The 14331-nt window shown below is 69.5% G+C and carries 12 protein-coding genes; 11 read left to right on the top strand and 1 reads right to left on the bottom strand.

Annotated features, from left to right (window positions below; genetic code table 11):
• Nucleotides 1-41: 41 nt before the first annotated feature.
• The 9 genes from ftsW (at nucleotide 42) to AB0B50_RS38320 (ending at nucleotide 8488) form a co-directional block, all read left to right on the top strand.
• Nucleotides 42-1352 (top strand): putative lipid II flippase FtsW, encoded by a 1311-nt coding sequence (gene ftsW, locus AB0B50_RS38280; RefSeq protein ID WP_362340640.1) that lies wholly within the window; start codon nucleotides 42-44, stop codon nucleotides 1350-1352.
• 6 nt (nucleotides 1353-1358) lie between these two features.
• Complete coding sequence (murG, locus tag AB0B50_RS38285) at nucleotides 1359-2453, top strand: undecaprenyldiphospho-muramoylpentapeptide beta-N-acetylglucosaminyltransferase (RefSeq protein ID WP_362340641.1); 1095 nt, start codon at nucleotides 1359-1361, stop codon at nucleotides 2451-2453.
• A gap of 14 nt (nucleotides 2454-2467) precedes the next feature.
• On the top strand, nucleotides 2468-3259 hold the full coding sequence (locus AB0B50_RS38290; protein WP_362340643.1) for an FtsQ-type POTRA domain-containing protein: 792 nt from the start codon (nucleotides 2468-2470) through the stop codon (nucleotides 3257-3259).
• Between the two features lie 275 nt (nucleotides 3260-3534).
• The gene (ftsZ, locus tag AB0B50_RS38295) at nucleotides 3535-4761 is read left to right on the top strand and encodes a cell division protein FtsZ (RefSeq protein WP_362340645.1); all 1227 of its coding nucleotides are present in this window, start codon (nucleotides 3535-3537) and stop codon (nucleotides 4759-4761) included.
• Nucleotides 4758-5489: a peptidoglycan editing factor PgeF gene (gene pgeF / locus AB0B50_RS38300; protein ID WP_362340647.1), complete on the top strand. Its 732-nt coding sequence runs from the start codon at nucleotides 4758-4760 to the stop codon at nucleotides 5487-5489. The genes ftsZ and pgeF overlap by 4 nt, the downstream gene beginning before the upstream one ends.
• A gap of 6 nt (nucleotides 5490-5495) precedes the next feature.
• Nucleotides 5496-6215: a YggS family pyridoxal phosphate-dependent enzyme gene (locus AB0B50_RS38305; RefSeq protein ID WP_362340649.1), complete on the top strand. Its 720-nt coding sequence runs from the start codon at nucleotides 5496-5498 to the stop codon at nucleotides 6213-6215.
• A 124-nt stretch (nucleotides 6216-6339) separates the two neighbouring features.
• Entirely contained in the window at nucleotides 6340-6975 is a 636-nt protein-coding gene (gene sepF, locus AB0B50_RS38310) for a cell division protein SepF (protein WP_055699897.1), read from the top strand.
• An 81-nt stretch (nucleotides 6976-7056) separates the two neighbouring features.
• Nucleotides 7057-7347, top strand: coding sequence for a YggT family protein (locus AB0B50_RS38315; RefSeq protein ID WP_362340651.1), 291 nt, complete (start codon nucleotides 7057-7059; stop codon nucleotides 7345-7347).
• A 46-nt stretch (nucleotides 7348-7393) separates the two neighbouring features.
• Nucleotides 7394-8488: a DivIVA domain-containing protein gene (locus tag AB0B50_RS38320; RefSeq protein WP_362340652.1), complete on the top strand. Its 1095-nt coding sequence runs from the start codon at nucleotides 7394-7396 to the stop codon at nucleotides 8486-8488.
• A 186-nt stretch (nucleotides 8489-8674) separates the two neighbouring features.
• On the opposite strand, the gene ileS is transcribed toward AB0B50_RS38320, so the two are convergent.
• Complete coding sequence (ileS, locus tag AB0B50_RS38325) at nucleotides 8675-11836, bottom strand: isoleucine--tRNA ligase (RefSeq protein WP_362340654.1); 3162 nt, start codon at nucleotides 11834-11836, stop codon at nucleotides 8675-8677.
• 597 nt (nucleotides 11837-12433) lie between these two features.
• Between ileS and AB0B50_RS38330 the strand changes: the two genes are divergently transcribed.
• Together AB0B50_RS38330 and lspA are read left to right on the top strand one after the other, a co-directional pair.
• Nucleotides 12434-13498: a TraR/DksA C4-type zinc finger protein gene (locus tag AB0B50_RS38330; RefSeq protein WP_362340656.1), complete on the top strand. Its 1065-nt coding sequence runs from the start codon at nucleotides 12434-12436 to the stop codon at nucleotides 13496-13498.
• Between the two features lie 78 nt (nucleotides 13499-13576).
• The gene (lspA, locus tag AB0B50_RS38335; RefSeq protein ID WP_362340657.1) at nucleotides 13577-14320 is read left to right on the top strand and encodes a signal peptidase II; all 744 of its coding nucleotides are present in this window, start codon (nucleotides 13577-13579) and stop codon (nucleotides 14318-14320) included.
• Nucleotides 14321-14331 lie beyond the last annotated feature (11 nt).

The following is a 14331-nucleotide window of genomic DNA, read 5'->3' on the forward strand; positions in this document are numbered from 1 at the left end:
TCTGTCCGGCGGGGCGCCGGGCACACCCTTGGGAGGGGAACGTGGCCAGGTCTTCCGTGCGGGTCGCCAAACGACCGGCTCCGGTACGCGCCAGAGGTGCCTCCCACCCTCCGGGCGAGAGCGGGCCCCGGCGGCTCTACACCAGGGCCCGCCGGGCGTGGGACAGGCCGCTCACCGCGTACTACCTCATCTTTGGCAGCAGCCTGCTGATCACCGTGCTCGGCCTGGTGATGGTCTACTCGGCGTCGATGATCCAGGCGCTGCAGCTGGACCTGCCCGCCTCGTACTTCTTCCGCAAGCAGTTCGTGGCCGCCGTGCTCGGCTCGATCCTGCTGCTCGCCGCCATGCGGATGCCCATCAAGCTGCACCGGGCGCTCGCCTACCCGATGCTCGCGGTGACCGTCTTCCTGATGGTCCTCGTACAGATCCCGGGGATAGGGCGCAGCGTCAACGGCAACCAGAACTGGATCTACCTGGGCGGCCCCTTCCAGCTGCAGCCCAGTGAGTTCGGCAAGCTCGCCCTCGTCCTGTGGGGCGCCGACCTGCTCGCGCGTAAACACGACAAGCGTCTGCTGACCCAGTGGAAACACATGCTGGTGCCGCTCGTCCCGGTCGCCTTCATGCTGCTCGGGCTCATCATGCTCGGCGGCGACATGGGTACGGCGATCATCCTCACGGCGATCCTTTTCGGACTGCTGTGGCTCGCGGGGGCGCCGACCCGGCTCTTCGCCGGCGTGCTCGGCGTCGCGGCCCTGCTCGGTGTGATTCTCATCAAGACCAGCCCCAACCGCATGGCCAGGCTGGCGTGCATCGGCGCCACGGACCCGGGCCCCGGAGACCAGTGCTGGCAGGCCGTGCACGGCATCTATGCCCTGGCCTCCGGCGGATTCTTCGGTTCCGGTCTCGGCGCGAGTGTGGAAAAATGGGGTCAACTGCCTGAACCGCACACCGACTTCATCTTCGCCATCACGGGGGAGGAACTCGGCCTGGCAGGGACACTGTCGGTGCTCGCTCTGTTCGCGGCTCTAGGCTATGCGGGTATCCGCGTGGCCGGACGCACGGAGGACCCCTTCGTGAGGTATGCCGCGGGAGGTGTGACCACCTGGATCACGGCCCAGGCCGTGGTCAACATCGGTGCGGTGCTCGGTCTGCTGCCGATCGCCGGTGTCCCGCTCCCGCTGTTCTCCTACGGGGGTTCGGCCCTGCTGCCGACCATGTTCGCCATCGGACTCCTCATCGCCTTCGCGCGATCGGACCCCGCGGCGAAGGCGGCCCTGGCCATGCGGCAACCTCGGGTGAGATGGAACACGATGCGACGGCGCGTCAAGGCGCGTTCGTCCGGAGAGCGGTGAATTTCGGTGCATGTCGTACTCGCCGGTGGGGGGACCGCCGGCCACATCGAGCCCGCGCTTGCCCTCGCGGACGCCCTGCGCAGGCAGGACCCGACCGTGGGCATCACGGCCCTGGGCACGGAGCGTGGACTCGAGACCCGACTCGTACCCGAGCGGGGCTACGAACTCGCGCTGATCCCGGCCGTACCGCTGCCGCGCAAGCCCACCCCTGAGCTGATCACCGTCCCGGGACGGCTGCGCGGCACCATCAAGGCGGCCGAGCAGATCCTGGAGCGCACGAAGGCGGACTGCGTCGTCGGCTTCGGTGGTTACGTGGCCCTGCCCGGCTACCTCGCGGCCAAGCGGACCGGGACGCCGATCGTCGTGCACGAGGCCAACGCGCGCCCCGGCCTGGCCAACAAGATCGGTTCGCGGTACGCGCACGGGGTGGCCGTCGCCACTCCGGACAGCAAGCTGCGCAACTCCCGCTACATCGGCATTCCGTTGCGCCACACCATCGCCACGCTCGACCGTGCCCGGGTCCGCCCCGAGGCGCGCGCCGCGTTCGGCCTCGACCCGAACCTGCCGACCCTGCTGGTCTCCGGCGGTTCCCAGGGCGCCCGCCGCCTCAACGAGGTCATCCAGCAGGTCGCTCCGGTCCTGCAGCGAGCGGGCATCCAGATCCTGCACGCGGTCGGCCCGAAGAACGAATTGCCGCAGGTGCAGCAGATGCCGGGGATGCCCCCGTACATCCCGGTACCGTACGTGGACCGGATGGACCTCGCGTACGCCGCGGCCGACATGATGCTCTGCCGCGCGGGCGCGATGACCGTCGCCGAACTCTCCGCCGTCGGGCTCCCGGCCGCGTACGTCCCGCTGCCCATCGGCAACGGCGAACAGCGGCTCAACGCCCAGCCGGTGGTCAAGGCGGGCGGCGGACTGCTGGTCGACGACGCGGAACTGACGCCCGAGTGGGTCCAGGGCAACGTCCTGCCCGTGCTCGCCGACCCCCACCGGTTGTACGAGATGTCCCGCGCCGCCTCGGAGTTCGGCCGCAGGGACGCCGACGAGCTGCTCGTCGGCATGGTGTACGAGGCGATTGCGTCACGCCGTAACGCGTGAGAAGGCAGGGGACCGTGGCCGGACCGACCACCGCCGAACGGCAGCAGCAGAAGTCCGGCCCGCCCCGCCCGCAGCGCACCCGCCGCCTCGGGCTGCCCCGTTCGCGCACTCTGATCATCTGTCTGGTCCTCGCGGTGCTGCTCGGCGCGGGCGGCGTCTGGGTGCTCTACGGCTCGCAGTGGCTGCGTCTGGAGCGCGTCACGACGTCCGGCACCCGGGTGCTGACGCCCGAAGAGGTGCGCGAAGCGGCCGACGCCCCCATCGGGGCACCACTGATTTCGGTCGACACTGACGCCCTCGAAGAGCGCCTCCGCTCGAAATTGCCCCGAATTGACTCGATTGACGTCGTGCGGTCCTGGCCGCACGGAATCGGGCTCAAAGTGACGGAACGTGAGCCCGTGCTCCTCATCGAAAAGGGCGGAAAGTTCGTCGAAGTGGACGCCGAGGGAGTGCGATTCGCCACGGTCGAGCGCGCTCCGAAGGGCGTACCGCATCTCGAATTGACGCCGGATCAGGAGAGCGGCGCGGCCAGCCTGCGCCGGTTCGGCACCGACCGACTGCTGCGCGAGGCGGTGCGGGTCGCCGGTGATCTGCCCGAGTCCGTGGCCCACCGGACCAGGAACGTCAAGGTCCGTTCGTACGACTCCATCTCGCTGGAGTTGAGCGACGGACGCACGGTCGCGTGGGGCAGCGGCGAGAAGGGGCGGGCCAAGGCCGATGCCCTCACCGCCCTGATGAAAGCGGCACCCAAGGCGCGGCACTTCGATGTGAGCGTTCCCACCGCCCCTGCGTCAGCGGGGAGTTGACGCATATCGTCGCAGGCCAGCACCCTGGTTCGGCAGCGCTACGGCTGATCACATAGGGTGAAAAGAAAAACGGGAGGTTCGGCGTGTTCGTTGAACGTGCGCCACTTGTCGACTTAGTGTCCTGTTCGGAAGAGTCCAGGGAACAGACACACTGGTAACCCTAAACTTCAGCGTTAGGGTTCGGGTCGGCATTCGGACCGTCCCATTCGGCATCAGTCGTCGCATCGCGTCAGAGCGAAACGGCGACACGTAACTCGAGGCGAGAGGCCTTCGACGTGGCAGCACCGCAGAACTACCTCGCAGTCATCAAAGTCATCGGTGTCGGCGGCGGTGGTGTCAATGCCATCAACCGGATGATCGAGGTCGGTCTCAAGGGCGTCGAGTTCATCGCCATCAACACCGACGCGCAAGCCCTGTTGATGAGCGACGCCGACGTCAAGCTCGACGTCGGCCGTGAACTCACCCGCGGACTCGGCGCCGGCGCCAACCCGGCCGTCGGCCGCAAGGCCGCAGAGGACCACCGCGAGGAGATCGAGGAGGTCCTCAAGGGGGCCGACATGGTCTTCGTCACCGCCGGCGAAGGCGGCGGCACCGGCACCGGCGGCGCACCCGTCGTCGCCAACATCGCTCGCTCGCTCGGCGCCCTCACCATCGGTGTGGTCACGCGGCCGTTCACCTTCGAGGGCCGTCGCCGCGCCAACCAGGCCGAGGACGGCATCGCGGAGCTGCGCGAAGAGGTCGACACCCTCATCGTCATCCCCAACGACCGGCTCCTGTCCATCTCGGACCGCCAGGTCTCCGTCCTCGACGCCTTCAAGTCGGCGGACCAGGTCCTGCTCTCCGGTGTCCAGGGCATCACCGACCTCATCACCACGCCCGGCCTGATCAACCTCGACTTCGCCGACGTCAAGTCGGTCATGTCCGAGGCCGGTTCGGCCCTCATGGGCATCGGCTCGGCCCGCGGCGACGACCGCGCGGTGGCCGCCGCCGAGATGGCGATCTCCTCGCCGCTGCTCGAGGCGTCCATCGACGGCGCCCGCGGTGTGCTGCTCTCCATCTCCGGTGGTTCGGACCTCGGCCTCTTCGAGATCAACGAAGCGGCCCAACTGGTCAGCGAGGCCGCGCACCCCGAGGCCAACATCATCTTCGGCGCGGTCATCGACGACGCGCTCGGCGACGAGGTCAGGGTCACCGTCATCGCGGCGGGCTTCGACGGCGGACAGCCACCGTCCAAGCGGGACAACGTCCTTGGCTCGGCGTCAGGATCGGCCAAGCGCGAGGAGCCCGCGGCGCCCGCGCGCCCTGCCGAATCGTCCCGCCCGGCCTTCGGCGGCCTCGGCAGCGTCACGCCGCGCGAGGAGCCCTCGACGCCGGAGCCCGCCGAGGCGGCCCCGGTGAGCGAGGCCCCGTCCGCGCCCTCGGCGCCGCCGCAGGTTCCGCCGGCCCGTCCGTACCAGGACAGCCAGGCCGAGGAGCTGGACGTGCCGGACTTCTTGAAGTGATAAGCAAGCACAGCACCGTGAGCGGCGCGCACTTCGCCTTCACCGACAGGTGGGGCGGGGTGAGCGCCGTTCCGTACGAAGAGCTCAACCTCGGCGGCGCGGTCGGCGACGACCCGGAGGCCGTGCGGACCAACCGCACGCTGGCCGCCAAGTCCCTCGGCATCGACCCGGTCAGGGTCGTCTGGATGAACCAGGTCCACGGCCGTGATGTGGCCGTGGTCGACGGACCCTGGGGGTCCGACGCCGAGATCCCGGCCGTCGACGCGGTGGTGACCGCCCGCAGGGGCCTCGCCCTCGCAGTCCTCACCGCCGACTGCACGCCCGTCCTGCTCGCCGACCCGGTCGCCAAGGTCGCGGCCGCGGCGCACGCCGGACGCCCCGGGATGGTGGCGGGGGTCGTCCCGGCCGCCGTCGAGGCCATGGTGCAGCTGGGCGCGGACCCGGCCCGCATCATCGCCCGCACCGGGCCCGCCGTCTGCGGGCGTTGCTACGAAGTGCCGCAGGCGATGCGCGCCGATGTGGCCGCCGTCGAGCCGGCGGCGTACGCCGAGACGAGCTGGGGTACGCCCGCGGTCGACGTGACCGCGGGAGTGCACGCCCAGCTCGAGCGGCTCGGCGTGCGCGACCGGGAGCAGTCGCCGGTGTGCACGCTGGAATCCGGTGACCACTTCTCGTACCGCCGCGACCGCACCACCGGTCGTCTCGCGGGCTATGTCTGGCTGGACTGATAGGGCATGACGGAGCGTAAGTCTCAACTCGCCGCAAATCTGGCGCAGGTCGAGGAGCGCATCGCCGCGGCGTGCGCCGCGGCCGGGCGCAAGCGGGAAGAAGTGACCCTGATCGTGGTCACGAAGACCTATCCCGCGAGCGATGTGCGGATCCTGTCGGAGCTCGGTGTGCGTCATGTCGCGGAGAATCGTGACCAGGACGCGGCACCGAAGGCGGCCCAGTGCGCGGACCTTCCCCTTACATGGCACTTCGTTGGTCAGTTGCAGACCAACAAGGTCCGTTCCGTGGTCGGTTATGCCGATCTGGTGCAGTCCGTGGATCGTCCCAAGCTCGTCACGGCTTTGTCGAAGGACGCGGTGCGTGCGGAGCGCGAACTCGGCTGCCTGATCCAGGTCGCGCTCGACGCGGAGGAGAACGGCCGCGGCGAGCGCGGGGGCGTAGGCCCCGGCGGAATCGAAGAGTTGGCCGACCTCGTGGCCGGGGCGCCGGGGTTGCGGCTCGATGGTCTGATGACCGTCGCGCCGCTCACCGGACCGTACGCGGGACGGCAACAGGCGGCGTTCGAGCGGTTGATGGAATTCTCAACCCTCATGCGCGCGGCTCATCCGGCTGCGAACATGGTGTCGGCAGGGATGAGTGCGGACCTCGAACAGGCCGTTGCGGCCGGAGCGACACATGTGCGCGTCGGTACGGCGGTACTCGGAGTCCGACCCGGGCTCGGGTAACGTCGCCAAGAAGTCGGACCACAGCAGAAAATATGGTCATTCTCGCTGTTGGGCGGGGATACCTCGTGGATCGCGGGCAGTTGGTGACGACAGCCGATCCACCACAGAGCGGAGGACTCAGAGCATGGCCGGCGCGATGCGCAAGATGGCGGTCTACCTCGGCCTCGTGGAGGACGATGGGTACGACGGTCCGGGGTTCGACCCCGATGACGAGTTCGAACCCGAGCCGGAGCCCGAGCGCGACCGCAGGCGGCACGAACCGCCGCATCAGTCGCACCAGCCCCATCAGCCTCAACGGGACGAATCGGTACGAGTGGTGCAGCCGCCCGCCCAGCGCGAGCCGGCGGCCCATTCGTCCTCGCTGGCCGCGGAATCCGGACGTCCGGCACGAATCGCCCCCGTGGCATCTATCACACCTGAACGTCAGAGCCTGGAGAAGAACGCACCGGTGATCATGCCCAAGGTCGTGTCCGAGCGGGAGCCCTACCGCATCACCACATTGCACCCCCGGACCTACAACGAGGCCCGTACCATCGGGGAACACTTCCGCGAGGGCACTCCGGTGATCATGAATCTGACCGAGATGGACGACACGGACGCGAAGCGACTTGTCGACTTTGCCGCCGGTCTGGTCTTCGGTCTGCATGGCAGCATTGAGCGCGTGACGCAGAAGGTGTTCCTGTTGTCGCCTGCTAACGTCGATGTAACGGCGGAGGACAAGGCTCGCATCGCAGAGGGCGGGTTCTTCAACCAGAGCTGAGACGCAGTAGACGCAGTAGTTGCTGTAGCCGCAGTATCGGAACGACGAAGTACGAGTAACAGGGGAGAGGGAAGCGCGGAGATGGGCGTTGTTGGACAGGTGCTCTACATCGCGCTGATGTGTTTCCTCATCGTGCTGATCTTCCGGTTGGTCATGGACTACGTCTTCCAGTTCGCCCGCTCATGGCAACCCGGCAAGGCGATGGTGGTGCTTCTGGAGGCCACCTACACTGTCACTGATCCACCGCTCAAGCTTCTGCGGCGGTTCATTCCGCCGCTGCGTCTCGGGGGCGTGGCGCTCGACCTGTCCTTCTTCGTATTGATGATCATCGTCTACATCCTGATCACCATTGTGAGGTCGGTGTTGGTGTGAACGATACGGTCTTGCCGAATGCCGACGACTACGTTGAGGTGAAGAGATGCCGTTGACCCCCGAGGACGTGCGGAACAAGCAGTTCACGACCGTCCGCCTCCGAGAAGGCTATGACGAGGACGAGGTCGATGCCTTCCTCGATGAGGTCGAAGCCGAACTGACCCGCCTGCTCCGCGAGAACGAGGACCTGCGCGCCAAGCTCGCCGCGGCCACCCGTGCCGCCGCGCAGAACCAGCAGCAGGGCGGAATGCGCAAGGGCCCCGACGGGCCGCAGGACCAGCGCGGTCCCGGCGCCCCCGTGCCTGCCGCAATATCGGGCCCGCAGCCGGTCCCGCCGCAGCAGCAGATGGGCGGCCCGATGGGCGGCCCGCCGCAGCTGCCGGGCGGTGCGCCGCAGCTGCCCGCGGGACCCAGTGGGCACGGCCCGCAGGGTGGTCCGCAGGGCCCCGGCCCGATGGGCCAGGGTCCGATGGGTGGCCCCATGGGCGGTCCCATGGGCGGCCACGGTCCGCAGATGCCGCAGCCCGGTCAGGGCCCCGGCGGCGACAGCGCCGCTCGTGTCCTCTCCCTTGCGCAGCAGACCGCCGACCAGGCGATCGCGGAGGCCCGTTCCGAGGCCAACAAGATTGTCGGCGAGGCCCGTTCGCGCGCCGAGGGCCTCGAGCGTGACGCCCGTGCCAAGGCCGACGCCCTGGAGCGGGACGCGCAGGAGAAGCACCGCGTCGCGATGGGCTCCCTGGAGTCCGCTCGCGCCACGCTGGAGCGCAAGGTCGAGGACCTGCGCGGCTTCGAGCGCGAGTACCGCACGCGTCTGAAGTCCTACCTGGAGTCGCAGCTGCGTCAGCTGGAGACCCAGGCCGACGACTCGCTGGCCCCGCCGCGTACCCCGGCCACCGCCTCGCTGCCGCCGTCCCCGGCGCCGTCGATGGCTCCGGCAGGTGCGGGTGCCCCGTCCTACGGCGGCAACCAGTCGATGGGCGGCAACAACCAGCCCGCCGGCGGTCCGTCCTACGGCGGCCAGCAGCAGATGTCCCCGGCGATGACCCAGCCGATGGCGCCGGTGCGGCCGCAGGGTCCCGCGCCGATGCAGCAGGCTCCGTCGCCGATGCGTGGCTTCCTCATCGACGAGGACGACAACTGACGGGCGTGACCACGCCTTAGGCGTCGGCAGCGTTCAGGGCCGGGCCCCCAGAGAGTCTCTGGGGGCCCGGCCCTTTTGCGCGCGGCAGCTGCAGAAACGTTCATCTGTACGTGGGGACGCAACGCCGAAGGCCCGGTCCCGCCAAGATCTTTGGCGGGACCGGGCCTTCGTGCGACTGCTTGCGCCTTACGCCTTGCGGAGGCGGAACTCCAGCTTCAGGGAGTCGTCGGTGAACGGCTGCCCGAAGGTGTCGTCCGCCTCGCCCTGGGCGAAGTCGGTGGCGAGGACCTCGTCCGCGATGAGCTCGGAGTGGTCGGACAGGGCCGTCACGACCGCCGGGTCCGTGGAGGTCCAGTGCAGGGCGATCCGGTCCGCGACGTCCAGGCCGCTGTTCTTGCGGGCCTCCTGGATCAGGCGGATCGCGTCACGGGCCAGGCCCGCGCGGCGCAGCTCCTCGGTGATCTCCAGGTCGAGCGCGACCGTGGCGCCGGACTCGGACGCCACCGACCAGCCCTCGCGCGGGGTCTCGGTGATGATGACCTCGTCCGGGGCCAGCGTCACCTTCTCGCCGTCGACCTCGACGAAGGCCGTGCCCTCGCGCAGGGCCAGGGACAGCGCGGCCGCGTCCGCCTCGGCGACGGCCTTGGCCACCGCCTGGACGCCCTTGCCGAACCGCTTGCCCAGGGCCCGGAAGTTGGCCTTGGCGGTGGTGTCGACCAGGGAGCCGCCGCCCGCTGGACCAGCGGAGGAATCAGAGAGCGAGGCCAGCGAGGAGACGTTGAGCTCCTCGGTGATCTGGGTGTGCAGCTCCGGGTTGAGCGACTCGAAGCCGGTCGCCGCGATCAGCGCGCGGGACAGCGGCTGGCGGGTCTTGACGCCCGACTCCGCGCGCGTGGCACGGCCGAGCTCGACGAGGCGGCGTACGAGCACCATCTGCTTGGACAGCTCCGGGTCGATGGCGGAGAGGTCCGCCTCGGGCCAGGAGGAGAGGTGCACCGACTCCGGGGCGTCCGGGGTGACCGGCACGACCAGGTCCTGCCAGACGCGCTCGGCGATGAACGGCGTCAGCGGGGCCAGCAGCTTCGTGACCGTCTCGACGACCTCGTGCAGGGTGCGCAGGGCCGCCTTGTCGCCCTGCCAGAAGCGGCGACGGGAGCGGCGTACGTACCAGTTGGAGAGGTTGTCGACGAAGACGGACAGGAGCTTGCCGGCCCGCTGGGTGTCGTAGCCCTCCAGGGCCTGGGTGACCTGGTCGGTGAGTGCGTGCAGCTCGCTGAGCAGCCAGCGGTCCAGGAGCGGGCGGTCGGCGGGCGCCGGGTCGGCGTCGCTGGGGGCCCACTTCGACGTACGGGCGTACAGGGCCTGGAAGGCGACCGTGTTCCAGTACGTGAGGAGGGTCTTGCGGACGACTTCCTGGATGGTGCCGTGGCCCACGCGGCGTGCCGCCCACGGGGAGCCGCCGGCCGCCATGAACCAGCGCACGGCGTCGGCGCCGTGGCGGTCCATGAGCGGGATGGGGTCGAGGGTGTTGCCCAGGTGCTTGGACATCTTGCGACCGTCCTCGGCGAGGATGTGGCCGAGGCAGACCACGTTCTCGTAGGACGACTTGTCGAAGACCAGGGTGCCGACGGCCATCAGCGTGTAGAACCAGCCGCGGGTCTGGTCGATGGCCTCCGAGATGAACTGCGCCGGGTAGCGGCTCTCGAAGAGCTCCTTGTTCTTGTACGGGTAGCCCCACTGCGCGAACGGCATCGAGCCCGAGTCGTACCAGGCGTCGATGACCTCGGGCACGCGCACCGCTTCGAGGGAGCAGCCCTCGTGGGTGCAGGTGAAGGTGACGTCGTCGATGAACGGGCGGTGCGGGTCCAGGGCCGACTGGTCGGCGCCGGACAGCTCGGAGAGCTCCGCGCGCGAGCCGACGCAGGTGAGGTGGTTCTCCTCGCAGCGCCAGATGGGCAGCGGAGTGCCCCAGTAGCGGTTGCGGGACAGCGCCCAGTCGACGTTGTTGGTCAGCCAGTCGCCGAAGCGGCCGTGCTTGACCGAGTCCGGGAACCAGTTGGTCTTCTCGTTCTCCTGGAGGAGGCGGTCCTTGATGGCCGTGGTGCGGATGTACCAGGACGGCTGCGCGTAGTAGAGGAGGGCCGTGTGGCAGCGCCAGCAGTGCGGGTAGCTGTGCTCGTACGGGATGTGGCGGAAGAGCAGACCGCGGTCCTTGAGGTCCTCGGTCAGCTGTTCGTCCGCCTTCTTGAAGAAGACACCGCCCACCAGCGGTACGTCCTCTTCGAAGGTGCCGTCGGGACGGACCGGGTTCACGACCGGGAGGCCGTAGGAGCGGCAGACCTTGAGGTCGTCCTCACCGAAGGCGGGGGACTGGTGGACCAGACCGGTGCCGTCCTCCGTGGTGACGTAGTCGGCGTTGACCACGAAGTGGGCCGGAGCCGGGAACTCCACCAGTTCGAAGGGGCGTTGGTAGGTCCAGCGCTCCATGTCGGCGCCGGTGAAGGTCTCGCCGGTCGTCTCCCACTCCTCGCCGAGGGCCTTCTCCACGAGCGGCTGGGCGACGACGAGCTTCTCCTCGCCGTTCGTCGCGACGACGTACGTGACGTCGGGGTGCGCGGCGACGGCCGTGTTGGAGACCAGCGTCCAGGGGGTCGTCGTCCAGACCAGGAGGGCGGCCTCGCCCGCGAGCGGACCGGAGGTGAGGGGGAAACGGACGTACACGGACGGGTCGACGACCGTCTCGTAGCCCTGCGCGAGCTCGTGGTCGGACAGGCCCGTGCCACAGCGCGGGCACCAGGGCGCGACGCGGTGGTCCTGGACGAGGAGGCCCTTCTTGAAGATCTCCTTCAGGGACCACCAGACCGACTCGACGTACTCCGGGTTCATCGTGCGGTACGCGTCGTCGAGGTCGACCCAGTAGCCCATGCGGGTCGTGAGCGCGGCGAAGGCGTCGGTGTGCCGGGTCACGGACTCGCGGCACTTGGCGTTGAAGTCGGCGATGCCGTACGCCTCGATGTCCTTCTTGCCGTTGAACCCGAGTTCCTTCTCGACGGCGAGCTCCACCGGGAGGCCGTGGCAGTCCCAGCCGGCCTTGCGGGCCACGTGGTAGCCGCGCATGGTGCGGAAGCGCGGGAAGACGTCCTTGAAGACGCGGGCCTCGATGTGGTGGGCGCCGGGCATGCCGTTGGCGGTCGGCGGGCCCTCATAGAACACCCATTCGGGGCGACCCTCGGACTGCTCGAGGCTCTTGGCGAAGATCTTCTGCTCGTCCCAGAATTCGAGCACGGCGTGCTCGAGGGCGGGCAGGTCGACCTGGGCGGGCACCTGGCGGTACTGCGGCGGCGTCATCAACGAGCTCCTCCAACGGATGTGCTGCCTTCCGTCGGAGGGACGAGAGCCGATCGCGCCGTGCTGGGGCGCGCTCCCGCGGTACCACCCTCCTTGGCTCTCCGGAACGGGGTCTGTGCCGGTGAGCCCCCTCATTGGGGTCGCGAAACCGGGTCTACTCGCCTGGGCTCGTGGCCTCGGCTTTCTTCCGGCGGCTCCGGGGTGATCTTCACGTCGCGCTGGCCCCCGGGCTCACACCGTCCCCGGGTCGCTCATGGCTGCGTACGCCGCTACTCGTCCCCATCCACGCTTTTCGCTGTGGCCCAGTGTACGGCGCCCGGGGAAGGGCGGCCGACCGGTTTTCCGGCGGCCGTGCGGGGCGTGGGGCCGGGGGCGCGGACTGACCCGAATGGCGACATGGGGTCCGGGCGGATTCGGGCGCGTGTCGGACGGCGGATTACCCGGCAGGGAGTTGGGCACAACGCATGCAGACTCGCCGCGCGGCACCCGCGGGGCGGGCGAATCGGGCGGCGTGCCCCGTTGCCGCGAGCCTGGAGTCGATTTATCGTCCCAGCACGATTCGCGAGCAAGATCACAATATGTGAAGGGGCCGCGGCCATGGTGGCGAAGAAGACCGCCGTACAGCAGTCGGCGTCCGGCAGATCCACAGGCGCGGCCGCGGGGACGGCCAAGGACGTGAACGGCAAGAAGAGCGCGCACGGGGCCAAGGCGTCGTCATCGGGGGAGGTGGAGCCGGGGGCGTCCAAGGCCGCGGCGAAGAAGACCGCGGCCACGAAGAGCACCGCGAAGAAGGCGGTGGCCAAGAAGACGGTGGCCAAGAAGGCCACGGCTGCGAAGGCAGCGGCGACGAAGACGGCGTCTACGGAGGCAGCGTCTACGAAGACGGCGTCTACGGAGGCAGCCTCTACGGAGGGCACCGCGAAGAAGACCGCCGCCAAGAAGGCGGTGGCCAAGAAGACCGTCGCCAAGAAGACGGCGGACAAGGAGGCGGTCGCTCAGGACGCAGGGGCCGACACGGCCTCTGAGAGCGCTGCCAAGAAGGCCGCCCCCGCGAAGAAGGCGGCCGCCAAGAAGAGCACCGCGACAAAGAGCACGGCCAAGAAGAGCACGGCCAAGAAGACGGTCGCGTCCGCGGCCGAGGATGCGGCTGAGGCCGCGGAGACGACGGGAGCCACGACGGTGGTTGCGAAGAAGACTCCGGGCACGGCGACGGCAGCGAAGAAGCCGACGGCGGTGCCCAAGGCGCGTGCCGCCGCGGTGGAGCCCGGCGAGCTCGCGGTACGGCCCGGCGAGGATCCCTGGACTCCGGAGGAGGTCGCGGAGGCCCGTGCGGAGCTCCAGAGCGAGGCGCTGCGGCTGAGCAGCGAGATCGCGTCCTCCGAGGAGTCCCTGGCGGGCCTGATGCGGGACTCCGGTGACGGGGCGGGCGACGACGACGCGGACACCGGCACGAAGAACATCACGCGGGAGCACGAGATGGCGCTCGCCGCCAACGCTCGCGAGATGCTCGTGCAGACCGAGCGCGCCCTCGAGCGCCTCGACGCGGGGACGTACGGACTCTGCGAGAACTGCGGCAATCCCATCGGCAAGGCGCGGATGCAGGCCTTCCCGCGCGCGACGCTGTGCGTGGAGTGCAAGCAGAAGCAGGAACGGCGCTACTGAGCGCGGCCTGGGCGCCTGGGTCCGTACGTGTGTGCCGTACGCTCGTCCCCAGTCAGGTACCTAGGTTGAGGGACTCACGTGGCAGAGGCGGAGCGCATCATCGGTACGCCGGACATCCCTGAGGCGGCTGGGGCCGAGCCGGAGCAGTCCGACTCGGCTCGCGACGAGACGGCGGCGGACGCGTCCGCGTCCGGCGACGCCACGGCGGAGAAGTCCGGCGGCGCGGCGGCGGACAAGTCCGGGGACGCCTCGGCGGAGCAGTCCGCCGAGGCCGGGACCGCGGCCGCCGAGCCTGCCGAGGCCGGGGGCGAGGACGAGGACGGGGAGAAGCCCAAGGGCAAGCGCAAGATCGCCGTGCTGTTCGCGGTGGCCGCCTTCGCGTACGCCCTCGACCTGATCAGCAAGATGATCGTGGTCGCCAAGCTGGAGCACCACGAGCCGATCGACCTCATCGGCGACTGGCTCCGCCTCTCGGCCATCCGGAACGCGGGCGCGGCCTTCGGCTTCGGCGAGGCCTTCACCGTGATCTTCACCTGCATCGCGGCTGCGGTCATCGTGGTGATCGCACGGCTCGCGCGCAAGCTCTACAGCCTGCCCTGGGCCATCGCGCTCGGCATGCTGCTCGGCGGGGCGCTGGGCAACCTCACCGACCGGCTGTTCCGCGCGCCCGGCGTCTTCGAGGGCGCGGTGGTCGACTTCATCGCCCCCAAGGGCTTCGCGGTCTTCAATCTCGCGGACTCGGCGATCGTCTGCGGCGGCATCCTGATCGTGCTGCTGTCCTTCCGCGGCCTGGACCCGGACGGCACCGTCCACAAGGACTGAGGCCTCGGCCG

This window comes from Streptomyces sp. NPDC041068 (assembly GCF_040647455.1).
In the GTDB taxonomy this organism is placed as follows: Bacteria; Actinomycetota; Actinomycetes; order Streptomycetales; family Streptomycetaceae; genus Streptomyces.